Below are 23,186 nucleotides of genomic sequence, written 5' to 3' on the forward strand. Positions count from 1 at the left end.
GATGCATATGCATGTATGATGAAACTGAACGAGCACCAGGAGAATGTCATGGAAACCCGCCGCATCACCGTCCTTTCCGCCGGCCTCGGCGTGCCCTCATCCAGCCGGCTGCTGGCGGACCAGCTCGCGGCAGCCGCCCAGCGTCAGCTCAAGGCAGGCGGCTTCGACGTGGCAGTGGACATCGTCGAACTCCGTGACCTGGCGGTGGACATCGCCAACAACTTCGTGACCGGCTACGCCGCACCGCGCTTGGCGGAAGTTATCGCCGGTGTGGAGGCATCGGACGGGATAATCGCCGTGACGCCGGTTTTCAGCGCGTCCTACAGTGGCCTCTTTAAGTCCTTCATTGATGTCCTGGATCCGAAGTCGCTGGATGGCAAGGCAGTCCTGCTGGGCGCCACGGGCGGCACGGACCGGCACCAGATGGTCCTGGACTACGCACTGCGGCCGCTTTTCAGCTACCTTCGAACCCGCATGGCTGCAACCGGCGTTTTTGCGGGGCCCCAGGACTGGGGAACCGCGGAAGAGGGTGGTGGATCACTTGCGGACCGGATCGAGCGTGCGGCCGGTGAATTCACGCGGTTGCTCGAGGGGCCACAGCCGGGCCGGAAGCCCGCCCCGCTGGAATCCCTGCCCTTCGAACAACTGCTGGCGGGTATCGCAGGGCCCCGCTAGTCGGTCCACCCCCTAGTCATCCAGCAGCGCGATGAACTCCCGTGCCTGGGTGAGTGAAATGTCGGAGTGCCGGGTCAACGCATTGGCTGCCGCCTCCGTGTCGCCGCTCCGGGCCAGGGTACGGATCCTGCCATAGATTTCATCGTTGAGCATGTTGCTGCTCACCTCGCGCGTGACGTCGCCCTTGCTGGCAATGGCCCGGTAGCGGTAGGGGAACCGCTGCGGCTCGTCGTCGTCGTCCTCCTCAACGGCCGGTGCCGGTTCCTGCCGCCGGTAAGGCTGTGGATGGGCCGCCAAGGCACCCACGGCGTCCCGTGAGGCCCGCAGCCCCTCTCCGGTGATCTCGTAGTACAGCTTGATGGCGGCCATGGCCTGGCCCTGCGCGATCAACGCGTAAAGCCGACGGTGTTCGTCTTCCGACAACCGGTCCGCCGCCGACCGGGCCAGCTCCAGCGATGTCGCGGCGGGCTGGGCGGGCGCCGAGGCGTGTGCGGCCCTGCGCTTCCGGGCGGCGCGGTACGCCACCGTCACCCCCGCAACCACCGCGAGCAGGATAAGGACCGGGACCACAAGGGATTCCATCTTCACGAGCCGTTCTGTTTACTTCCTGGCCCTCGCCAGGTGCGATTGCTTTGCTGGCCATCCGCCCAGCCATCTTCCTGCTGCCGGTTGTACAGCTGCATGTTCTGGCTACCAAAATCTTAATCCAGATCATGGTTATCCACAGCACTATTCACCACCGGGCATACAGCCCCGGCTGCTGTCCGGTCAAACGCCCAGTGTGGAATATGACCAGGGCCACGGCATGGACCTTCAACCCGCGCGGGCATACTTCCAGCCTGCTTCCCGGCGCCGGCTCCAAAGGGGCCTGTGGATGAAATTCCCTCGAAGAAATATTTACTCCACATGCCAAAGTTCGCGTTTGCGCAAGTCAAGGGGCAATTCGCGGGCAAAAAACTTTTGTATCCACAGGCTTCCCCACAGGCTGTGCACAAGCTATGCCCCATACTGCACAGGTTATCCACAACCACTCCGGCATGCTGGCTTTGCTGCCGGCGCCCCGGCGGTTAGCGTAGCGGGGTACCTGTTCTCCGCGGCTGAAACAGGGCCCATCCTGCTTCGATTCGGACCCCACTCTGCCGCTTCCCACCCGTACCTGTGGAAAAGCTGTGGATACTGGGGATAACTCCAGCCGGGGGTGTGGGAAACCCCTGCGGCGCTCGATTGTCAGAGCCGGTGGGTAGAACTGGACAAGTAGCGGAAGCCGGATGTTCCGGAGGCCGCGAGCAGGATGGAACACCGGACGCACGCCCGGTACAAATGGAGGACGGCAGCTTTGTCAATCGCGCATCTGGACCCTGTCGAGGCAACCCGTGGATCGGACGCCAGCAGGAAGCCCCCGCAGGACATCGCCGCCGAACAGTCCGTACTCGGCGGCATGATGCTCTCCAAGGACGCCATCGCCGATGTTGTGGAAATCCTCCGCGGCCAGGACTTCTACCGGCCCGCCCACGAGACCATCTACGAAGCGATCATCGACCTGTATGGCCGGGGCGAACCTGCGGACGCCGTCACTGTTTCCGATGAACTGACCAAGCGGGCTGAAATCAACAGGATCGGCGGCCCCGCCTACCTGCACGAGCTGATCCAGACTGTCCCCACTGCGGCCAATGCGGGCTATTATGCCGAAATCGTGGCCGAGCGGGCGGTGCTTCGCCGGTTGGTGAACGCCGGTACCAAGATCGTCCAGTTGGGCTACGGCTCGGACGGCGAGGTGGAGGACCTGGTCAACCAGGCGCAGGCAGAGGTCTATGCCGTGGCCGAACGCCGGACCGCGGAAGACTACGTGGTGCTGAAGGACGTCATGGAGTCCACGGTGGACGAAATCGAGGCGTCGGGCCACCGCGGGGAGGGGATGGTGGGCGTGCCCACCGGATTCTACGAACTCGATGAACTGACCCACGGACTCCACCCCGGCCAGATGATCGTCATCGCCGCCCGCCCCGCCGTCGGCAAGTCAACCTTTGCCCTGGACTTCGCCCGCTCCGCAGCCATCAAGCACAACCTGGCCACTGTCATGTTCTCCCTGGAAATGGGCCGGAACGAGATCGCAATGCGCCTGCTCTCAGCCGAGGCCACCATCAGCCTCCAGGATCTCCGCAAGGGAACCATCAAGGACGAGCAGTGGTCCAAAATCGCCACCACCATGGGGCGCATGAATGAGGCCCCGCTGTTCATTGACGACAGCCCCAACATGTCCCTGATGGAGATCCGGGCAAAATGCCGCCGGCTCAAGCAGCAGCATGACCTCAAGCTCGTGGTCCTGGACTACCTCCAGCTCATGAGCTCCGGCAAGAAAGTGGAGTCCCGCCAGCAGGAGGTCTCCGAGTTCTCCCGTGCACTGAAGCTCCTGGCCAAGGAACTCCAGGTCCCCGTGATCGCCCTGTCCCAGCTGAACCGTGGATCGGAACAGCGCCAGGACAAGCGGCCCATGGTCTCTGACCTCCGTGAGTCCGGCTCCATCGAGCAGGACGCCGACATGGTCATCCTGCTCCACCGCGAGGACGTCTATGACAAGGAGTCCCCGCGCGCGGGCGAGGCAGACATCCTGGTGGCCAAGCACCGTAACGGTCCCACCAAGGACATCGTGGTGGCGTTCCAGGGCCATTATTCACGGTTCGCCAATATGGCCGGCGACGGCGGTGGCGGTGGCGGCTTCTAAGCGCCCTGCGCCAGCAGATGGTTGGGCAGCCGGTTCCCCGGCGCCGTTCCCCGGATCTCCAGGAGTTCGCGGGCGTGGGCGTGGAGGCGTTTGTCTTCGTCACTGACCGGCACCCAGGCGGGGACGGGCACTGAGGTGCCTTCGTCGTCGCGCGCCACCATCACAGTGAGGCAGTAGGTGGTGAGGTTCAGTTCCCGGCCCTTCGGGTCGCCGGAACGGACGTGGACGGCGATGTGCATGCCCTTGGTCCCGGTGTATACCAGCCGGGCTTCCACCTCCACCACATGGCCGATCAGCAGCGGCCGGTAGAAGCGCACGCCGCCGGAGAACACTGCCACGGTATCCCGGCCGCAGTAGCGTGAGGCGCACACGTAGGCGGCCTCGTCGATCCACTTCATCACAATGCCGCCGTGGACCTTGCCGCCCCAGTTCACGTCGGTGGGCGCGGCCATGAACCGCAGCGTCACCCGTTCGGCCGTGCCGGCGTCGGTATATTCCTGCCGGTTCATAGCTTCCACGATCTGCTCGCGGACCTTGATCCTGGCCAGCGCGTGGTCCCGCTGCTCAATTTCTTCCGGCGTGACAGGCTCGAACTGCGGTACCGGCACGGGCTTGCCGTCCGCCCCCACGGCCACGAAGATGACCATGCACGTGCTGCGCATCGTGGCAGGGCCGCCTTTCGGGTCGCCGGAGGAGACAACTGTGTGGATGTGCATGGATGACCGTCCGGTGTAGACGATGGTGGCCTCCACCTCCACCATGTCGCCACTGTTGACGGGATCGGCGAAGTGGATGTTGCCCACATAGGCGGTCACGCAGTAGGACTTGGCCCAACCCACCGCTGCGGCATATGCGGCCTTGTCCACCCACTCGAGTACCGTGCCTGCATCCACTGATCCACTGTGGCCTACGTCCGTGGGGGCGGCGAGGAAGCGGAGGGTCACGGAGTTGGGGCGGCCGGTCTCAGTCATGGTGCGATCTTACTGACGGCCCCGGTTACCGGCCGGTTGGGCCGCAACAATCCGCCCGCCCGCATTAGCCACGACGGCGGCCGCGCACCTGGGTGCGCGGCCGCCGCCGGCAGTGCTGCATCAATCCATGCCGGGCCTAGGCCAGGGCAGCCAGTTTGGAGTTGCGGCGGGCGAAGAGCGCGCGGTCCACGGAGAAACGCCCGGCGCCGGTGAGGGCCAGCGCGAACGACGCTGCGGCCAGGAGCAGGACCAGTTCATACCCTCCGTTCGCGGCAAAGATGCCGGCATGGGCATGGACCAGGAAGAGGGCGCCGAGCATGTCCAGGACAAGGAGTGCAGCCACCACACGGGTGAGGATGCCCAGGATCAAAGCAATGCCACCGGCCAGTTCCAGGACGGCGATGGCCGGGGCCATGACATCGGCTGCAGGCACCCCCATTTTGGCGAAGGAAGCCTGGGTGCCCGCGATGGTCCATTCATTGAACTTCTGCCAGCCGTGGGCTGCAAAGAGGAAGCCGAGGATCAGGCGGAGGGCTGTGAGGGCTGTGGTGGTCAGTCGTGGCTGGTTCATGGATCCACTCTCTCCAAAAAATACTTGAACTGTCAACTATTAGCGGGCGGGTGTGGGTCATCTCATGCCCGCTGTCGGAGGGCGCCACTAAGCTGTCACCGTGCCCCAACAACCTGCCCCCGTGATTCCGGCCGCCACCCGCGGCCCGGCCCGGGAGATACTCCGCCTCGCCGTCCCCGCCTTCGGGGCGCTGGTGGCCGAACCCCTCTTCCTGCTGGCAGACTCCGCCATCGTGGGGCATCTCGGCGTCGCCCAGCTCGCGGGGGTGGGACTGGCGTCGGCCGTGCTGCAGACCGCCGTCGGACTCATGGTTTTCCTGGCCTACTCCACCACTCCTGCTGTTGCCCGGGCCATTGGTGACGGGCAGCTGGGCAAGGCCCTGGCGGCGGGTCGCGACGGCGTATGGCTGGCTTTGATCCTTGGCGTGCTCCTCGCGGTGGCCGGCTTTGCCGCTGCGGAGCCGCTGATCGACCTCCTGGGTGCCGAGGGCAGCGTCCGGACGTTCGCCGTCGACTACTTCCGCTGGTCCATGCCGGGGCTGGTGGCCATGCTGTTGATCTTTGCCGGTACCGGTGTGCTGCGCGGCCTGCAGGACACGCGAACCCCGCTGGTGGTGGCCACCGCCGGATTCGGCGTCAACATCGTCCTGAATTTCTGGCTGGTCTACGGCCTGGGCTTGTCCGTGGTGGGCTCCGCGGCGGGCACCAGCCTGGCCCAGTGGGCCATGGCAGCCGTCTATGTGGTGATGGTGCGCCGGAATGCGGTGCGCCACGGGGTAAGCCTGCTGCCCAGCTGGCGCGGCATCCGCAGCTTGAGCCGCGTGGGGTCCTGGCTCATGCTGCGGACTCTCAGCCTGCGCGCCGCGATCCTGGCCACAGTGCTCGTCGCCACGGCCCAGGGCGAGGTGAACCTCGCCGCCCACCAGCTCGCCATGACCGTTTTCTCCTTCCTGGCGTTCGCGCTCGATGCCCTGGCCATCGCAGCCCAGGCACTTATTGGCAAGGAGCTCGGTGCATCGAATGCAGCCAGGGTCCGGCTGCTGACGGGGACCATGATCCGCTGGGGTGCGGGCTTCGGCGTGCTAACCGGCCTGCTGCTGGCCGCGGCGGCACCCTGGGCCGGGGCACTGTTTACCCCCGACCACCAGGTGCAGCAGGTGCTTATGGTGGCACTCTGGGTCCTGGCCGCGGGGCAGCCCATCGCCGGTTACGTCTTTGTCCTGGATGGTGTGCTGATCGGTGCGGGGGACGCGCGGTACCTTGCCCTCGCGGGACTGGTAAACCTCATGGTCTACGTGCCTCTGCTGGCATGGGTTGCCCTGTCCGGGGCCGACGGCGCCTCCGGGCTCGGCTGGCTCTGGGCGGCCTTCGCGCTGGGGTACATGGCCGCGCGCGCAGTCACCCTGGGACTGCGTTCGCGCTCCGACCGCTGGATGGTGCTCGGCTCCGCCTGAGGCGGGCCCGGTTAGACCTCCCAGCCAGCCCCACTAAACTGGACCGGTGACGCAACCATCCACCCCCGCGGGCGCTGCTCCCGGAACCGCTCCCCGTAACGACCTCTGGAAGCCGGTCCTGCTCCGTTCGGCTGCTGCGCTGGTGTTTGGCGCGGTGACGGTCTTCTGGACATCTCCGTCCGTTGAGGTCATGGGCTGGGCCGGCGGACTCTACCTCCTGGCCGCCGGTGTGGTGGCGCTCCGCGCCGTCCCCGCATCGGGCTTTGCCCAGAATTCTGCCCCCGGCAAGCTGCTCTCCGCTGCCGGCGCAGTCCTGGCCGGCGCCGGCTTTGCCGTGCTCCTCCTGCACAGCGACCTGTTGTTCGGGGTGATCGCAGCCCTGGGGCTGGGCATGGCCGGTGTCCTCGAGCTGGCGTGCGGCCTGCAGTACAAGGGCCGCCACGTGCTCGCCAGGGACTGGATTGCCTCGGGGATCATCGGCATCGGAACAGCGGTGCTCCTGCCGTTTTTCATCAACCTCGGCGCCCACGCGCTATTGGGTGTAGCCGGTGGCGGAGCGATCATTTCCGGTGTCCTGTGGGTTCTTTCCGGCCTGACCCTGCGGCACGATGCCCGCACGGGGGCAGGAAAGCCGTAAACTAGGAGGAGTGCCCTTCTACTTTATGTAGAAAATGGGTGCGACACCGCGAACGTAAACCAGGCCGGCCGAGCGCCGCCTGCAGGGAGGAACCACTGTGGCTGACCAGCATCAAGGAAAACCGCGCAAGCTGCGGACCTCGGTGAAGGGTCCCCTGATGTTTTCGGCATTCTGGGCCGTCGTCGCCTTCGTTGCGGTGTTGATCTTCGCCTCCGGGGGAAGCGCCCGCGCACCCCGCTTCGACCTCGCCTTCACCGCAGCCGGCATCGCCTTCATCGTCACCCTGGTGATCGCTGCGATGCTGTCCATGAGCTACAAGGAGAACGCGGAACACCTGGGCAAGGGTTCCGGCGTCAACCTGAGTTCGGCGCCTAAGGCGCCGCCCCACGGAGGCTCCGGCCACGGTTTTGGTGCTACCGGCAGCCAAACCCCGCCGGCTCCCGGTGACGGCACGGACGGCACCCCCCAGCGCTAGCAGGAATCCCAGCACTCGGAACGGCCCCTTCCCGCTAGCCCGCCGCCGCCTGCCTGGCGCGGTAGGCGGCAACATGGGCGCGGTTGGCGCAGTTACCCGTATCGCAGTACCGCTTGGACCGGTTGCGGCTCAGGTCCAGCACGGCAGCGTCGCAGTCCTCCGACTCGCAGATGCGCAGCCGGTCCATTTCCTTGCTGCGGATGACGTCTGCCAGGGCCATTGCCGCCTCGGTGCTCATCCGGTCCGCCAGGGGCGCCTCCGGCGCCGTGGCATGCAGATGCCAGTCCCACCCGTCGTGCTTCATCAACTGCGGCAGGGCGTTCGCGTCGCGCAGCAGTCGGTTGACCGTAGCCACGGCCGCGTCCTCATCCGCTGTCCAAACCGCTGACAGTTCGCGGCGCAGCTTCAGCACGCTTTCCAGTTCCGCTGCATCCCGGCTCCTGGACCCGGAAAATCCCTCCGCGTCCAGAAAGCTGTCCAGGTCAGTAACTGAGGCCAGCCCTTCCCTGCCATTTACGGCGGTGTTGATGAGGTTCACCACCGTACGCAGCGCCACTTCCGTGTCAGGGGCGAAAACCATGTTGACTCCTTACAGCGCCGAAGCGTAGTGTCATGAGCATTACCCCACTTTACTCCTGACAGGAGGCGACGGTGCCTGCCGCCAACAACCACAACCCCGCCCCGGAACTGCCCGCCACGCGGACCGGCTTCATGGCGTCCGGGCTCGGCATCGCGTTGTTCTCCTCTGCGGTCTTCGGCCTGTCCGGATCATTCGCCAAGTCATTGCTGGAAACCGGCTGGTCTCCTGGGGCGGCCGTCACGGCCCGCCTTACCGGTGCCGCCCTGATACTCGCCCTGCCCGCGGTCTCTGCACTGAAGGGCCGTTGGCATCAGTTGCTGGACAACTGGCTCACCATCATGCTGTTCGGGCTCATCGGCGTGGCTGCCTGCCAGTTGTTCTACTTCAATGCGGTGGCACGCCTGTCCGTCGGCGTCGCGCTCCTGCTGGAGTACCTGGCCCCGGTCATCATCGTCCTCTGGCTCTGGGCCGCCAGCCGCCGCCGCCCGCGGGTACTGACCGCCGGCGGGACACTGCTGTCACTGGCCGGACTGGTGCTGGTCCTGGACCTTACCGGCACCGTGAAGGTGGACCTGGTCGGCGTCCTCTGGGGCATGGCTGCCGCGGTATGCCTGGCCATCTACTTCTTCATCACGGCCAGGGAAAACGACACCCTGCCGCCTATCGTGCTGGCGTCCGGGGGACTCATGGTGGGTGCCGCGGTCATGTGGCTTGCGGCTGCCACCGGCCTGCTGCCCATGGCCTTCAGCACCGCGGACACCCAACTGGGACCATGGACCACGCCCTGGTGGGTGTCGCTTGCGGGGCTGGTGGTGCTGGCCACCGTGCTGGCCTACACCTCGGGCATCATGGCAGCCAGGGCACTCGGCTCCAAGGTGGCATCCTTCGTGTCTCTCACCGAGGTCCTTTTTGCCGTGCTGTGGGCGTGGCTGCTGCTCGGTGAACTTCCCGGACCTGTCCAGCTCCTGGGCGGTGTACTGATCGTGGGCGGGGTCATCCTGGTCCGCCTCGACGAGCTGCGTGCCGTGGCTTCCGACGCCGCCAAGGGCGCCCAGGTGCCCGCCGCACCGCTGGAACACGCGAACGACGTCGAACCCGTCCCCTAAGTGCCCCGGCCGGACGGGCAGTGCCGCTCCTGAGCCGGACCAGGGGCCGGTTTCCCAGGCGCTGACAGCCTGCCCAGGCAGGCGCCCGCCGTCGGACACCACAAGCTGGACACCAACAAACGCCAAACAAAAAAGGCAGGGACACCGCGTGGTGTCCCTGCCCCCGCCAGCGAGTGGCGCTAAGCCTAGTGAGAGGCCTGGCTCTGCTCTTCGGCGTTGCGCTTGGCCTGCGAGCCGGCTTCCTTCAGTGCCTCGGCAACCTTGGTGAGCATGGCGGTGTGGGTACCGGACCACTCGTTACGGAACTTGGTTGCGTCCGGGCCCTCCCAGTTGGTGCTGCTCAGAACCTTGGTCAGAGTGGACTTCTGCGTCTCGATCTCGGACGCCCCTGCCTGAAGCTTGCTGCCGAGCTGGCGAAGCTGCTCAACGTCTGCACCCCAAATAGCCATCAGTTTCTCCTTGTTAGGTCGTGGATCCGAACCAGATCGGCATCCCCAGCGGCCCCCCGGCTCATCCGGAAGATCCATTGCCTAAAACCTATCCCGGCCCCCAAACAGTGTCGATGGGCAGCCCTGCCCATGCCGGGCTCCCCATGGACGCCGGGTGGAGACCATGAAAAAGGGGTCGATCCCAGGCGTTGCAAGAGCCTAGCATGGCGGTATGTGCCGGAATATCCGAACCCTCCACAACTTCGAGCCGCACGCCACGTCCGAGGAAGTGCACGCAGCGGCGCTGCAGTATGTCCGCAAGATCAGCGGGAGCACCAAACCGTCAAAGGCCAACCAGGAAGCCTTCGATGAGGCCGTGCACCAGATCGCGCACATCACGCAGCACCTGCTGGATTCGCTGGTGACGCAGGCCCCGCCCAAGGACCGGGAGGCCGAGGCCGCCAAGGCCAAAGCCCGCGCCGCAGTACGGTACGGCGCGGCCTGACCTGTCCTGAACCGGGGCCGGTTATTTACCGAAGCTGCGCAGGCGCAGCGAGTTGGCCACCACCAGGACTGAGCTGGCGGCCATGGCGGCGCCGGCAATCATCGGATTGAGCAGCCCCAGCGCGGCTACGGGGATCCCCACCGCGTTGTAGAAGAACGCCCAGAAGAGGTTGGTCTTGATGGTGCCCAGGGTCTTCCGTGACAGTTCGATGGCCTGCGCCACCTGGGCGAGGTCATTGCCCATCACGGTCAGGTCCGCGGCTTCGATGGCCACGTCCGTTCCGGATCCCATGGCAATCCCAAGATCGGCCTGAGCCAGTGCCGCGGCGTCATTGACGCCGTCGCCGGCCATGGCCACCGTGGCACCCGCGGCCTGGAGCTTCCGCACTGCCTCGACTTTCCCTTCGGGCAGGACGCCGGCGTAGACATCGCCAGGAGCAATGCCGACGGCGGCAGCCACCCGGAGGGCGACCGCGGCGTTGTCCCCAGTCAGCAGGATGGGCCGCAGACCCAGCGCCTTCAGCCGGGCGACGGCGGCGGAGGAGCCCTCCTTGACGGTGTCCCGCAGGCTGATGATGCCGGCCGGCCTGCCGTCCACCGCCACGCAGATGGCCGTGGCGCCCCCGTCTTCCGCGGCCGCCAACTGCGCCCGGTGGCCGGCATCCAGGACAACACCGTTCTGCTCCAGCCAGCCGCTGCGCCCGGCCATCACCTGCCTGTCCTCAACGGTTCCCGACACTCCGCCGCCCGGGGCGGAACTAAAGCCCTGCACGGGCGGCAAGGTGCCGCCGTCGTTCCCTGCATCCCCGGAACCTTCCGCGGATGCTGCTGCAGCGGCGATGGCGCGGGCCACGGGGTGCTCGGACGCGGCCTCCACCGCCCCGGCGAGCCGGAGGACATCCTGTTCCGCGAAGCCGGGGAACGCGGAGATGGCGTCGACAGCCAGGATGCCGGTGGTCACCGTCCCCGTCTTGTCCAGCAGGATGGTGTCAACAGTGCGGGTGTCCTCCAAAACCTGCGGGCCCTTGATCAGGATGCCCAGCTGCGCGCCCCGGCCGGTTCCCGTGAGCAGGCCTACCGGGGTGGCCAGTCCCAGGGCGCACGGGCAGGCAATCACCATGACGGCGACGGCGGCGGTGAACGCCTGGCGCAGATGCCCGCCATCAGCATCGGGGCCGGCCACGAGGAGCCAGAGCACGAAGGTCAGGACGGCGATGCCCAGGACCACGGGCACGAAAACGGCGCTGATGCGGTCCGCGAGCCGCGCGATCGGCGCCTTGCCGGTCTGGGCCTGCGACACCAGCCGGGCCATCTGGGCAAGGGTCGTCCCGGAACCAACACGGGTTGCCCTCACCAGCAGGCGGCCGGACGTATTGATGGTGGCACCCGTGACGCGGCTGTCCGGCCCCACCTCGACCGGGACGGATTCACCCGTCACCAGCGAAGCGTCAACGGCGGATGCACCGTCAACCACCACGCCGTCGGTGGCGATCTTCTCGCCCGGGCGGACCACCAGGATGTCGCCCACCTGCAGCCGGTCCGCAGCGATCTTCTGTTCGCTGCCGTTGCGCAGGACCGTGGCGTCCTTGGCGCCCAGGTTCAACAGGGCCTGGAGGGCATCGCCGGCCTTCTGCTTGGCATTCGCCTCCAGGTAACGGCCCAGGAGCAGGAAGGTGGTGACCACGGAGGCTACCTCGAAGTACAAGCCTCCGGACATGCCCTCCATCCCCGGGTGCTCCGTCATCAGCGGGTCCACCAGCAGCTGCCAGGCCGAGAACAGGTAGGCCGCAGCCACCCCCAGCGACACCAGCGTGTCCATGGTGGAGGCCAAGTGCCGGGCATTGATCGCCGCCGCCCGGTGGAACGGCCAAGCCGCCCACGTGACCACCGGCAGTGCCAACACCGCGGCCGCCCAGCCCCAGTTGGGGAACTGGAGCGCGGGGACCATGCTGATCAGGAACACCGGAATGGTCAGGACTGCCGCGGCGATGAGGCGGGGGCGGAGCCGGGAAGCCGGGATCGCGGCAGCCTGGTCTGCGGGGGCCGCCCCAGGAGCTGCGATGTGCTGCGGCCGGAGTGTGGCCTTGTAGCCTGCGGCGTTGACCGTATCCACCAGCTGTTCGTCGGTAATGCCCTCCGGGACCGTGACGTAGGCCGACTCCAGGGGCAGGTTCACTGTTGCCGCAACGCCCTCAAGCTTGCCGAGCTTCTTTTCCACCCGGTTGACGCAGGAAGCGCAGGTCATTCCCTGGATGTCCAGTTCGACGATCCGGGTTCCCGGCGGGCGCAGCAGTTCTTGGTGGCTCATGTCAGCTTTCAGGTGTTGGGCGGGTGTTTAGGCTTCGTTGGCGACCACCAGGTAGCCGGCCTCGGCCACGGCTTCCCCGATGTCGGTGGGTGAGAGTTCCTTGTTTGCGCTGATGGTCACGGTGGAGATGCCGCCGGCGTTCAGGTCCACCTTTACTTCCTCTACGCCTTCAAGGGCTTCAAGTTCCTCGCTGACAGCCGATACGCAGTGTCCGCAGGTCATGCCGGAGACGCTGATGGTTGTGGTGGTGGGGGAGGTGGTGCTCATGGCTTGCTCCTTGTGTAGGTTCCGGCGGTGGCCGGAGGTGGATTGTTTGGTGGTGTCAGCGAAGCAGCCGGCCGATTGCGTCGGCGGCTTCCTTGACCTTGGCATCGATGGCTTCAGCGCGGGCGTCCGGGTCCGGTTCGGAAGCTGCACCCACCACGCAGTGGCCAATGTGTTCCTCGACCAGTCCAAGGCTGACTGCGTGCAGGGCCTTGGTGACGGCGGCAACCTGGGTGAGGATGTCGATGCAGTACTTGTCCTCGTCGACCATCCGGGCAATGCCCCTTACCTGGCCCTCGATCCGCTTGAGGCGGCGCAGGTACGCGTCCTTGTTGTCCGTGTACCCGTGCTGCGGGGCAACGTCGGCCTCGGCGGGAACCTGCTCAGCTGCCGCGGCCGCAACGGCTTCTTCGATAGAGCTCATGCAGTCAACGTATACCCCTACAGGGTATAAATGCAAGTACCCCTAGGGGGTATCGAAGGGCGCAATTCGCCTCCCACACGGGGGGAGCTCCCGGGGCACAAAAAAGCTCCGGAGTGCGTTATTGGGGGATACGCACTCCGGAGCAGCTCTTGGGCAATTCCGTCCTCCACCTGGGTGGATCGTCCTTGCTTGAATTAGCTTACGGGCTGGTACCGGCACTGCGCCAGCATCCCGAATAACTACTTTCGCTTTACTTTAACCGGCCCTTCAACGGTGCGGATTCTCCGGCGGTTGAAAGGCTAGGGGCGGTCCTCGTGGGCCGGCATACGGTAGGGGACCACCAGCACCGGCCGGCTTTGGTGGTGGCTGAGCCAGGCACCAACAGAGCCGTTGAGAGCCTCCGAGAGCCGGTGCGAAAAACCACGTTCCGAGGTACCCACGATGATGATGGGGGCATCGAGCTCGGCCGCCACCTGTCCCAGGGCGCGGGCGGGATCCCCGGTGAGGGTGCGGAAGGACCAGTCCAGGGAGGCGCCGTCGGATGCCAGTTTGTCTCCGACGGCCTGGACCTGCGACTTCAGCTCCGTTGTCAGGGCCAGCATGTCGTCGTTGGCGTGTGGGTCGCGCGAAAGCCGGTGGGCGGAGCGGGCGGGATCCCATTCCACCAGGTAGCTGGCTTCATCCACGTAGGCACAGACCAAAGGTGTGGCAAGCCGCACGGCCAGGGTGGCCGCGGTTTGAAGGACTTCCGGGTGCTGTTTAGGCATGATCCCCACCAGCAGCGGGGCGCCGTTGAAGTGTTCCCCTGTCATGCGGCCCATTGTCCGCGCGGCTAAGGGGTGGGAACAGGTACGTTCGGCCCGGAAGCTTGCGACGATCCTGGAGTGCCCGGCGCGGAGGGGCTAGGAGGCGGCAGGGTACGCAGTGACCACAACGTTTTTGCCCCAAGGGTCCTCGGTGTAGCAGCTGATGAGGACCAGCCGGTTGGGCACCATGTCCCACACGGGGCTGTCCTTGAGGCCGGACTTCACGAACGTCGTGATGCTTTCCACCCGGTAGCTGATGGTTCCGGCGGCGGTGTCGACATCGAAGCGGTCCCCAACGGCGGCGGCTGAGCTGAGGTGGTTGAAGGGGGCGTCCGCGCCTTCCCAGCTGTGGCCGATGACGTACGTGGTGTTGTTCGAACCACTGCCTGGAATGCCGAACGGCGTCAGCCAGTAGCCATCCTTGGTGGCAGGGGGTTCAATGGTCCGGCTGGACTGGGCTTCCCCGTCCAGGTCCAGGGGGTGGACGGCCACGTCGAACGCTGCGGAGGGATACCTGATGCGGAGGGGCCGGGCAGCTGCCGGAAGGACCGGTCCTGCCGCCATTTCTGTCGGCTCCATGCCGGGGATTTGGGCGGCTGCGGTTGGGTGCGGTGCGGCAACTGCAGCCGGAACGCCCGTCCCGGCGATGGGAGCCCCGCCCGCCGGAGCCCCGCCCGTCGAAGCAGCTCCCGTCGAAGTGTGGGCGGGGGATGCAGCGCCACCGGCAATGATCACAGCAGCCGCAGGACCAGTCCCCACGGACAACGGCGGTGCCGCGTGGAAAAGCGGCGCACCAACGGTGAACGACAGGAAGGTGAGGACGCCGCAGAAGAGGATGGCCAGGTCGCCCCGGTTCGATGTCCGCCAGGCGCGCCGCCAAGTGTGGGGCCTGGGTGCCGCGTGCCGGCTCCGGTCCTGTCGCATGGCGCTCCTCGGTTATTAGCGGGATTGGCTGGATTGGAAGGAAGGCGCCCCGCCGGGCACTGGCAGGACGCCTTCCTTGTCAGGGGGCCACGGGTTTGTGGCTGATTGCGGTCACCCGGCGTTGTTCAACGGACGCGACCGGCGGCGGGCTGCCACGGCTACGCCTGCCGCAGCAAGGGCTCCAACCCCTGCCAGCCAGCCCTGTCCGCCGTCGGGAGCTCCCACCGCGGTCTGGGCGTTGTAGCCCTGGTTGGTGCCCACGCTGACGGGCGCTGCCGCGGCCTTGGGTGCGGCGGCAACCTGCTTGGCGGGCGCGGGCTGTGCAGGAGCCTGGGCCACCACGACTGGTGACTTCACCTCAGGCGCTTGCACGGCTGGAGGTTGTGCCGCGGGCGGTTCCACTGCGGGTGGATCGACGACGGCGGGTGGCTGCACCACGGGCTGGTCCACGACGGTTGGCTTCTCGGTGGGCGGCGGAGTCGCGGGAGGCTCGACGGTGGGTGGCGGCGTCACGGGAGGATTGACGACGACGGGCGGCTGCTCGGCAGGCGGTGTCGCCGGAGTCGTGGCAGGAGGATCCACCACAACGGGCGTTTCAATCACTTCGCCGGGCGGCAGTGTCGCACCGCACTCGTTGACGTAACGAAGCTTTCCCTCGTTGTTCCAGTTCTTTCCCTCCGGCAGCTTCGAGGTCGGAGGGATGATGTCATCAGGGTGCTGGTCGTGGCCGCCGGTCCCGTTGACGTTGAATGACATCTGCGTGAGGGTCTCTCCGTCCCAGTGGCAGGCCACCACCTGGTCGGGGGCGGCTATGGCAGGCGCTGTGAGGCTGAGGAGGCCGAGCCCCACCACCCCCAGTGTGGCAAAGGTGCGTTTCATCTTTTTCCCCATCTGTTTGAGAAACGGGCCATGCCGGGGACGGGCCAGCGGTTGCGCCGTATGCCCCAGCAGCACGGTCAGCTTGCTTTGAGGTTTCAGGCTAGGAGGGCCTGCAGGAGGCGGTCGCCAGTAGGGGGTACTCGTCTTTTCCAGCCCCTTGGTGGCCAAGTTACCTGCGGGTACCCGAAACGCTGCCGGGCCCCACCTGCTTTGGCATCAGTACCTTGTCCACGCCGCCCGCCGGTGCCTAACGTTTTAAGTGACCCGGAAGGGGGAATCGTGGAAATTTTCATGTGGTGGCTGGACCTGGACCTCGCCAGCAAGGAGTGGCTGCGGCAAAACCTCCGTGCCGGGGAATTGCCGCTTCACGTGCTTCAGGGCATCGCCGAGGCGGGAGGTCCCCACCCGGGTAACCCGGCAGCCGTGCTGACCGCCGCTGATTGGGACTTCATCGAGACGCAGTCGGAGTTCGTGGACTGACCCCTGCCTTCCCGGAAGGGGGAGTTGCAGGGTTGAAAACCGTTGCGCGCCAACCGTTCCGGTGGTTGCATGGTCCGCATGGCAACGGCGGCAGAATCATTTGTCCTGGCAATCGGCACGAAAAAAGGGCTGTGGCTTGCCACAAGCCGGGACAGGCAGGAGTGGTCCCTCGCCGGCCCGCATTTCCTGATGTCGGAGATCCCCAGCATCGGGATCGATACCCGGGAAAGCCGCACGAGGATTCTGGTGGGCGTGCGCAGCCCGCACTGGGGCCCCACGGTTGCCCATTCTGATGACCTCGGCGCCACCTGGACCGAGCCCGAGCAGGGCGCCATCAAGTTCCCCGAAGATACCGGCGCAGCACTTGAGCGCGTGTGGCAAATTTACCCTGACGCCGAGTCCCGCCCGGGCGTGGTGTGGGCGGGCGCTGAACCCATCTCGCTCTGGAAGTCCACGGACGGCGGGGAGCACTTCGAGTTGAATCGAGGCCTGTGGGACCACCCGCACCGCAGCGAATGGGGAGCCGGCTACGGCGGGGCGGCAGCGCACTCCATCGTGGTGGACCCCTCCGGTGGGAACGTCCACGTCGCCATGAGCACCGGCGGCGTTTACCGCTCGGCTGACGGCGGCGCCTCTTGGGAAGCGCGAAACAAGGGGATCTCGGCATATTTCATGCCGGACCCCAACCCGGAATTCGGCCAGTGCGTGCACAAGATCGCTGCGGATGCCGCCGTCGAAGGCCGGCTCTACGCGCAGAACCACCACGGCGTATACCGCACCGATGACAATGCGGACACGTGGACATCTATCGCCGAGGGGCTGCCCGCGGACTTCGGCTTCGTCATGCTGACCCATCCGCGCCGCGACGGCACCGCCTGGGTGGTCCCGCTGAAGGCCGACGGCGAACGCATCCCACCGGATGGCAGGCTCGCCGTCCACCGCACGGACGACGCCGGGAACACCTGGAAGCGCCTCAACACCGGGCTCCCGGAGCACGAATACAACAGCGTGCTCCGGGACGCGGCGTCGGTGGACACCGCCGAGCCGGCCGGGGTGTACTTCGGCACGCGGGGCGGGACTGTCTACGCGAGTGCGGACGAAGGGGAGACGTTCAGTGAGGTGGCGTCCCACCTGCCCGATGTCCTGTGTGTCAGGGCGGCAGTGGTGGCCGATGCCTGAGATTACGTTGCTGCTGCCCAGTGTTCTGCAGCCACTGGCCGGCGGGCGGCCCGTACTGGCAACGCCCGCCGACGGGCCGGTGACGGTGGGAGACCTGCTCGATGCGGTGGCCTCTGACTATGCCGTGCTGGGCCGCCGGCTGCGTGACGAGACCGGCGCACTGCGAAGGTTCGTCAATGTATATGTCGACGGCGATGAGGTGCGGCGGCTGCAGGGGCTGGACACCGAGGTGATGCCCGGCCAGGAGGTGCTGGTGATCCAGTCCGTCGCCGGCGGCTGAAAGACCGTCCATCCACGGACGGGCTCTTTGGCTGGGGCGCTTCCTCAGGAACCCAAGTTCGAGCCAAAATCGTTGACAATTTCGTGGGCGATCCGTAGCGTCGGTTTCGTGCAGTACTGATCGGCTGCATCCATTCCTAGCAATGAAGCGACAGGAAGGTACGGGGTGGCTGCGAGCCTTAGCCTCAAGGACGTCAACCTGCACTTCGGCGGGGTCAAAGTGCTGCAGGATGTCAGCTTCGACGTTGAGCCCGGCGTGATCCTGGGCCTGGTGGGTCCCAACGGCGCCGGGAAGACGTCCCTGTTCAACTGCATCAGCGGCCACTACAAGCCAAGCTCCGGCTCGATATCCATCGACGGGACCGAGGTGTCCGGCAGTGCCCCGTCCCGGATGGCACGCCTTGGCCTCGCACGCACCTTCCAGCATCCGGCGCTCCAGCTGAACGCCACGGTCCTGCAGAACGTGCTCCTTGGCGCCCACACCCGGCTGCCCGGGGGCCCGGTATCCTGGGCGCTCCGGCTGCCGCGCACGGTCCGGGCCGAGCGGGCAGTCCGCGCCGAAGCACTGGAGCTCCTTGGCCGGGGAGGGCTGGGCTGGGCGGCGGAGCTGCCGGCCGACGAACTCTCGCACGGCCTGCACAAAGGCATCGAGCTGTGGCGGGCGCTTCTTTCCCGGCCCGCACTGCTCCTGCTCGACGAGCCTGCGGCCGGACTGTCGCCCGGCGAAGTGGAACAGCTCATTGCAACGGTCAAACGCCTCCGCTCGGAGCAGGACATCACCATCATCATCGTGGAACACCACATGGGACTCATCTCCGCGCTCACAGACCAGGTGGTGGTGCTGGACCACGGGCGCAAACTGATGTCCGGCACCGCCGCCGAGGCGCAGTCAGACCCCCGGGTGATTGAGGCTTACATCGGGAAGGACGCCGCCGGTGACGCTGCTTGAACTCAAGGACGTCACCGCGTCCTACGGGCCGGTGCAGGTGCTGGACGGGGTCTCGCTCAGCGTTCCGGAAGGCGGCTCGGTAGGGATCCTCGGCGCTAACGGTGCCGGCAAGACCACAACCCTGCGGGCCATCAGCGGCACGGTCAGGACCGGAGGGACCATCAGGTTCGACGGCCGGGACATCCGGGGCCTCCGGTCGGACCAGGTGGCGGCCCTGGGCATAGCCCATGTACCGGAAGGCCGCGGCACCCTGGGGCAGCTGAGCGTCCGGGAAAACCTGCTGGTGGGGGCCTATCTCCGCAGGGACCGGAAAGCCATCGAAACGGATATCGACTACTGCCTCGATCTGTTTCCGCAACTGCAGGACCGGGTGGGCTCCCGGGCAGCGGCCCTGTCCGGCGGTGAGCAGCAGATGCTGGCCGTGGGCAGGGCCTTCATGGCCAAGCCCAAGCTGCTGCTGCTGGACGAAGCCTCGCTGGGGCTGGCACCGGGCACTGCCAAGACGGTGTACCAGGCCATCCGCCGGCTGCGGCTCGAGTCCGGCATAGCCATGCTGGTGGTGGAGCAGAACGCAAACCTCGCGTTCTCCCTGGTGGACACCGCGACCGTCCTGGAAACAGGCCGCAGCGTCCTTACCGGCACGTCGGCCCAGCTCAAGGGCATGGACGAAATCCGCCGCGCCTACCTGGGGGGTTGAACCGGCATGGGAACCTTTATCCAACTCGTGGTCGACGGCCTCGCCACCGGTTCCATCTACGCGGCCCTGGCCCTGGCAATCGTGCTGGTCAACCAAGCCACGGGCTTGATCAACTTCGCCCAGGGTGGCATGGCCGTGCTCTCCGCCTACATTGCCTACGTTTTCGTCCAACTCGGCCTGCCCCTCATCCTCGCCATCCTCTTCGCCGTGGTGCTTTCTTTCGCCTTCGGCGCGCTGGTGGAGCGGTTCCTGGTCCGCCGGTTCGAACGCGGCGACCCGGACACCGCAGTGGTGGTCACGATCGGACTGCTCACGCTTGTCACCGGCATCTGCGCGGTGCTGTGGGGCTACAACAATCTCTCCTTTCCATCGCTCTTCCCGCTGACCAGCGTGGAGATCCTGGGGGCGGTGGTCAGCGTCAGGTCGCTTGCCACGGCAGTGACCATCGTGGTCATCATGGTGCTCCTGCAGCTGCTCTTCCTCCGCACCAAGCTGGGACTGGCCCTCCGCGCCGTCGCCGACAACCCGTCGTCGGCCGCTTTCTCCGGCCTGCCGGTGGGCCGGCTGCTCATGGTGGGCTGGGGGCTTGCGGCGACGCTGGGCGCCATCGCCGGAGTCCTGGTGGCACCGCAGCTGACGCTGACCCCGGGCATGCTGGACACTGCCCTGGTCTACGCGCTCGCCGCCGTCATCCTGGGCGGCCTGAACAGCCCCATCGGCTGTGTGGTGGCCGCCTCGGCGATCGGTGTCCTGGAGAACCTGGTGGCCGTCTACATTCCCCTGATCGGGCACGACCTTAAGATTGCGGTGCCCTTTGTCCTCATCTTCGTCATCCTCATCATCCGGCCGCAGGGCCTGTTCGGCAGGAAGGTCGTGGTGAGGGTCTGATGGATACTGCTTCTGCCACCGCACGCCGACGGCGGGTCCGCCTTGCCCTCGCAGCCCTTGTGGCGGTTCTGCTGGTCGTTGCGCCACTGATCCTGCCGGCGTTCGCCAACCAGACACTGGTCCGCATCGGGGTCTATGCAGTGGCGGTGCTGGGGCTGAACATCGTCATGGGATACACCGGCCAGGTCAACCTAGGGCAGATCTTCTTCGTAGGCCTTGGCGCCTACGTCACCGCGTACGGCGTCAACCATGGCTGGAACATCCTGCTGGTGTTCGTTGCGGCCTGCGCCATCGCCGGCGTGGTGGGGCTGCTGGTGGCGCTCGCCGCCGCACGCCTCGGCGGCCTGGCCATAGCGATGGTCACCATCGCCCTGCCCATCGTCGGCGTGCCCCTGGCCAAACGCCTTTCCGAGTTTACAGGCGGCTCCCAGGGCATCTCCGCGCGGTTCACCGATGCCCCAGACTGGTCCGGACTGGCCAACGACCAGTGGCAGTTCTACATCGTGCTGGTAGTGACGGCGGGAGCATTCCTGCTGGCCCGGAGCCTGGTCCGCGGCAAGTACGGGCGGGCTTTCGCAGCGGTCCGGGAAAATGAGGCTGTTGCCGCCTCGATGGGCATTTCGCCCTACCGAACCAAGGTCCTGGCCTTCACCATCGCTTCCATTTTCGGCGGTGCAAGCGGCTTCCTGTACCTGGCAGCAGTGCAGTACACCTCTCCGGAAACCCTCAGTTTCGGGCACTCCATCAGCCTCCTGGCCGCCATGGTGATCGGCGGGGCCGGAAGCATCGCCGGTTCGCTCCTGGGCGGCGCCTATTACGTCTTCGTTCCGCAACTGACCAACGCCATCGATCCCAACCTCACCACCGTCAGCCAGGGTGCCATCCTCCTCGCGGTGCTCTTCCTGCTGCCCGGCGGCCTGGTCAGCCTGCCCCGGGCGGTGCGCAGACTCACCCGCCGTGCCGCCCCGCGCCGTTCCACCGCCCAGACTGCACCCGGGACTTCCCCGCAGACCGCTCCCGCCCATCGTCCGGTACCGGACGCTGCGCCGGAGGGACACGAACAAACAGAGAGGCAAGATGGACCATGAAGATGAGAAAGAAGCCACGCGCGGTACTCGGCGTCGTTGCCGTGGCGGCCGCCGTCGCGCTCTCCCTGTCCGGTTGCAGGGGTGACAGCGGCGGGCAGGGCGGAGGCTCCGCGTCCTCGCCGGGGATCACTGACTCGGCGATCACGCTTGGGATCACCACTCCGCTTAGCGGTGCAACCGCCGGGCCGGGCAAGTGTACGGTTGCCGGCGTCTCGGCCTACTTCGGTGCCGTGAACGCCGCCGGTGGCGTGAAGTTCGGCGACGGAAAGACGCGCACCGTGAACATCAAGTCCTACGACGACGCCTACGATCCCCAAAAGTCCTTGGCCAACTTCCAGCAGATGGTGTCCGACAACGTGTTTGCGGCCACCGCCGGGCTGGGAACGCCCACCAACCGCGCGTTCCGCGACGCCGCCATCAGCCAGAAGGTCCCGCAGGTGCTGGTGATGACCGGCGACCCGCTGTTCAGCGACCGGAAGCAAAGCCCCTGGCAGCTGGGCTTCGTGCCCATTTACCAGAATGAGGGCGCGGCGTTCGGAAAGCTCCTGGCGAAGTCGGGTGCGCAGCACAAAGTGGCGATCCTGTCCCAGAACGACGACTACGGCAAGGGCTACGTCGCCGGCTTCAAGGACGCGATCAAAGGCGCGTCCAACATCTCGGTGGTGGGCGAGCAGACGTACGAGGCCACTGACACGTCCGTGGATGCGCAGCTCACCCAGCTCGCTTCCTCCGGGGCGGACGTTTTCTTCAACGCCATGTCCATCACGCCGCTCACCATCGCGGCCCTGCAGAAGGCGCAGCAGATCGGCTGGAAGCCCAGCTGGTTCCTGCCTTCCAACACCTCCAGCCCAACGGCCATCCTGGAACCCGGCGGCGGCTCCGCCTACCCCGGCATCTACTCCGTGTCATTTGCTAAAGCGCCGCAGAGCCCGGAATTCGCCAAGGACCCCGACGTCGTGAAATTCCTTGATGAACTGAAGAAGTACGGGAACTACCCGGACATGCCGGCGTTCCCGCACTGCATGTGGAGCTACATGGTGGGGGCCACGCTTGAGCAGGCGTTCAAGAACATGAAGGAGCCCACGCGGGACAGCTTCATGACGGCGCTGCGGGACATCAAGGACCTGAAAGCACCGCTGATGCTGGAGGGGACGTCGGTGAACACCACCGTCGATGGCCAGCCGGCGGTCTCGTCCGTGGTGGTGCAGAAGTACAACGGCAAGGGCTATGCAACTGCCCAGAACTTTGGGTGATCAGGCCGGGGACGCGCTGGGCACCGGTTCGGCGCGTCCGGGGGATTCCAGGCTGTCGACAAGCTCGAGTCCCCGCCGGGCCCACGCGATCTCCGCGCGGGCCCGGTCCACCAGGCCTTCGTAGGTGAACCGCTTGAAGGCGATGGTCCGCTCGCGGTCCGCCGGGTCGGTCACGGCCAGGCGGCGCACCAGCATCGGGTTGTCCACTTGGGCGATGCGCTGGAGTTCACCCTCCCACTGGGCGAGCTCGGCCTCCCACTGTTCCTGATGCCGGCGGAAAAATGCGCGGGCCGTCTCCGGCGACGCCGCCTCAAGGTAGGCGGCGCGGAGGTGCGCGGGGTCGCGGACCCGCGCGTACTCCAGCGGGGTCTGCATCCAGTCGAGGAAGGCCTGCTGCCCGGCGTCCGTCACGTGGTAGACCCGGCGGGTGGCGCGCTGGCCCCGTGGCTGCTCCTCACCCTCGATGAGGTGCTCTGCCTCCATTTTGCGCAGCTCAGGGTAGATCTGGGAGTCGGGGGCATGCCAGACGTGCCCCACGGACATGGAGAACTGTTTTTGCAGCTCATAGCCGGACAGCGGGCCCACGCGCAGCAGCGCCAGCAGCGCGTACCGAAGGCTCATGCGGTACTCCTCCAAGGGCTCAAGG

At 66.4% G+C, this 23,186-nt stretch carries 27 protein-coding genes; 15 read left to right on the forward strand and 12 right to left on the reverse strand.

What is annotated here, in order from left to right:
- The first annotated feature begins 48 nt into the window (after nt 1–48).
- Complete coding sequence (locus tag FBY30_RS06495; RefSeq protein WP_142134970.1) at nt 49–675, forward strand: CE1759 family FMN reductase; 627 nt, start codon at nt 49–51, stop codon at nt 673–675.
- 12 nt (nt 676–687) lie between these two features.
- Here the strand turns inward: FBY30_RS06495 and FBY30_RS06500 are convergent, their stop codons facing one another.
- A complete protein-coding gene (locus tag FBY30_RS06500; protein WP_142134972.1) occupies nt 688–1,257 on the reverse strand; it encodes a hypothetical protein in 570 nt (189 codons plus the stop codon).
- A gap of 754 nt (nt 1,258–2,011) precedes the next feature.
- On the opposite strand from FBY30_RS06500, the gene dnaB reads away from it, so the two are divergent.
- Complete coding sequence (gene dnaB, locus FBY30_RS06505) at nt 2,012–3,397, forward strand: replicative DNA helicase (protein ID WP_142132093.1); 1,386 nt, start codon at nt 2,012–2,014, stop codon at nt 3,395–3,397.
- Here dnaB and FBY30_RS06510 read toward each other — a convergent pair.
- Together FBY30_RS06510 and FBY30_RS06515 are read right to left on the reverse strand one after the other, a co-directional pair.
- Entirely contained in the window at nt 3,394–4,368 is a 975-nt protein-coding gene (locus FBY30_RS06510) for an acyl-CoA thioesterase (RefSeq protein WP_142132095.1), read from the reverse strand. The genes dnaB and FBY30_RS06510 overlap by 4 nt on opposite strands.
- A gap of 136 nt (nt 4,369–4,504) precedes the next feature.
- Nucleotides 4,505–4,939 (reverse strand): DoxX family protein, encoded by a 435-nt coding sequence (locus FBY30_RS06515; RefSeq protein WP_142132097.1) that lies wholly within the window; start codon nt 4,937–4,939, stop codon nt 4,505–4,507.
- 100 nt (nt 4,940–5,039) lie between these two features.
- Here FBY30_RS06515 and FBY30_RS06520 point away from each other — a divergent pair, with 100 nt between their 5' ends.
- The 3 genes from FBY30_RS06520 (at nt 5,040) to FBY30_RS06530 (ending at nt 7,504) form a co-directional block, all read left to right on the forward strand.
- The gene (locus tag FBY30_RS06520; protein WP_235009359.1) at nt 5,040–6,392 is read left to right on the forward strand and encodes an MATE family efflux transporter; all 1,353 of its coding nucleotides are present in this window, start codon (nt 5,040–5,042) and stop codon (nt 6,390–6,392) included.
- A gap of 46 nt (nt 6,393–6,438) precedes the next feature.
- Nucleotides 6,439–7,029: a hypothetical protein gene (locus FBY30_RS06525; RefSeq protein WP_142132099.1), complete on the forward strand. Its 591-nt coding sequence runs from the start codon at nt 6,439–6,441 to the stop codon at nt 7,027–7,029.
- A gap of 97 nt (nt 7,030–7,126) precedes the next feature.
- Complete coding sequence (locus FBY30_RS06530; protein ID WP_142132102.1) at nt 7,127–7,504, forward strand: hypothetical protein; 378 nt, start codon at nt 7,127–7,129, stop codon at nt 7,502–7,504.
- 34 nt (nt 7,505–7,538) lie between these two features.
- On the opposite strand, the gene FBY30_RS06535 is transcribed toward FBY30_RS06530, so the two are convergent.
- Nucleotides 7,539–8,084: a CGNR zinc finger domain-containing protein gene (locus FBY30_RS06535; RefSeq protein ID WP_142132105.1), complete on the reverse strand. Its 546-nt coding sequence runs from the start codon at nt 8,082–8,084 to the stop codon at nt 7,539–7,541.
- A 131-nt stretch (nt 8,085–8,215) separates the two neighbouring features.
- On the opposite strand from FBY30_RS06535, the gene FBY30_RS06540 reads away from it, so the two are divergent.
- Nucleotides 8,216–9,190: an EamA family transporter gene (locus tag FBY30_RS06540; protein ID WP_142134976.1), complete on the forward strand. Its 975-nt coding sequence runs from the start codon at nt 8,216–8,218 to the stop codon at nt 9,188–9,190.
- 185 nt (nt 9,191–9,375) lie between these two features.
- Here FBY30_RS06540 and FBY30_RS06545 read toward each other — a convergent pair whose 3' ends face one another.
- Nucleotides 9,376–9,639: a WXG100 family type VII secretion target gene (locus FBY30_RS06545; protein ID WP_110545130.1), complete on the reverse strand. Its 264-nt coding sequence runs from the start codon at nt 9,637–9,639 to the stop codon at nt 9,376–9,378.
- Nucleotides 9,640–9,850: 211 nt separating this feature from the next.
- Here FBY30_RS06545 and FBY30_RS06550 point away from each other — a divergent pair, with 211 nt between their 5' ends.
- Nucleotides 9,851–10,123 carry a DUF2277 domain-containing protein gene (locus FBY30_RS06550; RefSeq protein WP_142132107.1) on the forward strand — a complete coding sequence of 91 codons (273 nt, stop codon included), beginning with the start codon at nt 9,851–9,853 and terminating at the stop codon, nt 10,121–10,123.
- 21 nt (nt 10,124–10,144) lie between these two features.
- Here the strand turns inward: FBY30_RS06550 and FBY30_RS06555 are convergent, their stop codons facing one another.
- The 6 genes from FBY30_RS06555 to FBY30_RS06580 form a co-directional block, all read right to left on the reverse strand.
- Complete coding sequence (locus FBY30_RS06555; protein WP_142132109.1) at nt 10,145–12,430, reverse strand: heavy metal translocating P-type ATPase; 2,286 nt, start codon at nt 12,428–12,430, stop codon at nt 10,145–10,147.
- A 27-nt stretch (nt 12,431–12,457) separates the two neighbouring features.
- Nucleotides 12,458–12,697, reverse strand: coding sequence for a heavy-metal-associated domain-containing protein (locus FBY30_RS06560; RefSeq protein ID WP_142132111.1), 240 nt, complete (start codon nt 12,695–12,697; stop codon nt 12,458–12,460).
- A 55-nt stretch (nt 12,698–12,752) separates the two neighbouring features.
- Nucleotides 12,753–13,118 carry a metal-sensitive transcriptional regulator gene (locus FBY30_RS06565; protein ID WP_142132113.1) on the reverse strand — a complete coding sequence of 122 codons (366 nt, stop codon included), beginning with the start codon at nt 13,116–13,118 and terminating at the stop codon, nt 12,753–12,755.
- Nucleotides 13,119–13,417: 299 nt separating this feature from the next.
- Nucleotides 13,418–13,930: a universal stress protein gene (locus tag FBY30_RS06570; protein ID WP_142132115.1), complete on the reverse strand. Its 513-nt coding sequence runs from the start codon at nt 13,928–13,930 to the stop codon at nt 13,418–13,420.
- A 90-nt stretch (nt 13,931–14,020) separates the two neighbouring features.
- Complete coding sequence (locus FBY30_RS06575) at nt 14,021–14,848, reverse strand: class F sortase (protein WP_142132117.1); 828 nt, start codon at nt 14,846–14,848, stop codon at nt 14,021–14,023.
- A 111-nt stretch (nt 14,849–14,959) separates the two neighbouring features.
- A complete protein-coding gene (locus FBY30_RS06580) occupies nt 14,960–15,727 on the reverse strand; it encodes a hypothetical protein (RefSeq protein ID WP_235009360.1) in 768 nt (255 codons plus the stop codon).
- A gap of 279 nt (nt 15,728–16,006) precedes the next feature.
- On the opposite strand from FBY30_RS06580, the gene FBY30_RS06585 reads away from it, so the two are divergent.
- The 8 genes from FBY30_RS06585 to FBY30_RS06620 all read left to right on the forward strand — a co-directional run bounded on the left by FBY30_RS06585 (nt 16,007) and on the right by FBY30_RS06620 (nt 22,540).
- Nucleotides 16,007–16,207, forward strand: a complete 201-nt coding sequence (locus FBY30_RS06585) for a hypothetical protein (protein ID WP_142132120.1) — start codon at nt 16,007–16,009, stop codon at nt 16,205–16,207.
- A 69-nt stretch (nt 16,208–16,276) separates the two neighbouring features.
- Nucleotides 16,277–17,386, forward strand: coding sequence for a WD40/YVTN/BNR-like repeat-containing protein (locus FBY30_RS06590; RefSeq protein ID WP_142132122.1), 1,110 nt, complete (start codon nt 16,277–16,279; stop codon nt 17,384–17,386).
- Nucleotides 17,379–17,666: a MoaD/ThiS family protein gene (locus FBY30_RS06595; RefSeq protein WP_142132124.1), complete on the forward strand. Its 288-nt coding sequence runs from the start codon at nt 17,379–17,381 to the stop codon at nt 17,664–17,666. Before FBY30_RS06590 ends, FBY30_RS06595 begins: the two co-directional genes overlap by 8 nt.
- Before the next feature lie 165 nt (nt 17,667–17,831).
- Complete coding sequence (locus tag FBY30_RS06600; RefSeq protein ID WP_142132126.1) at nt 17,832–18,614, forward strand: ABC transporter ATP-binding protein; 783 nt, start codon at nt 17,832–17,834, stop codon at nt 18,612–18,614.
- Nucleotides 18,601–19,311, forward strand: coding sequence for an ABC transporter ATP-binding protein (locus tag FBY30_RS06605; RefSeq protein ID WP_142132128.1), 711 nt, complete (start codon nt 18,601–18,603; stop codon nt 19,309–19,311). Before FBY30_RS06600 ends, FBY30_RS06605 begins: the two co-directional genes overlap by 14 nt.
- A gap of 6 nt (nt 19,312–19,317) precedes the next feature.
- Nucleotides 19,318–20,199: a branched-chain amino acid ABC transporter permease gene (locus tag FBY30_RS06610; protein ID WP_142132130.1), complete on the forward strand. Its 882-nt coding sequence runs from the start codon at nt 19,318–19,320 to the stop codon at nt 20,197–20,199.
- Nucleotides 20,199–21,287 carry a branched-chain amino acid ABC transporter permease gene (locus FBY30_RS06615; protein ID WP_142132132.1) on the forward strand — a complete coding sequence of 363 codons (1,089 nt, stop codon included), beginning with the start codon at nt 20,199–20,201 and terminating at the stop codon, nt 21,285–21,287. The genes FBY30_RS06610 and FBY30_RS06615 overlap by 1 nt, the downstream gene beginning before the upstream one ends.
- A gap of 2 nt (nt 21,288–21,289) precedes the next feature.
- Nucleotides 21,290–22,540, forward strand: coding sequence for an ABC transporter substrate-binding protein (locus FBY30_RS06620; RefSeq protein WP_142132135.1), 1,251 nt, complete (start codon nt 21,290–21,292; stop codon nt 22,538–22,540).
- On the opposite strand, the gene FBY30_RS06625 is transcribed toward FBY30_RS06620, so the two are convergent.
- Nucleotides 22,541–23,161, reverse strand: coding sequence for a helix-turn-helix transcriptional regulator (locus tag FBY30_RS06625; protein ID WP_142132137.1), 621 nt, complete (start codon nt 23,159–23,161; stop codon nt 22,541–22,543). It abuts the gene before it with no gap.
- Between the last annotated feature and the right edge of the window lie 25 nt (nt 23,162–23,186).

Origin of the sequence: Arthrobacter sp. SLBN-83, from assembly GCF_006715285.1 — a bacterium.
Classification (GTDB): Bacteria; Actinomycetota; Actinomycetes; order Actinomycetales; family Micrococcaceae; genus Arthrobacter.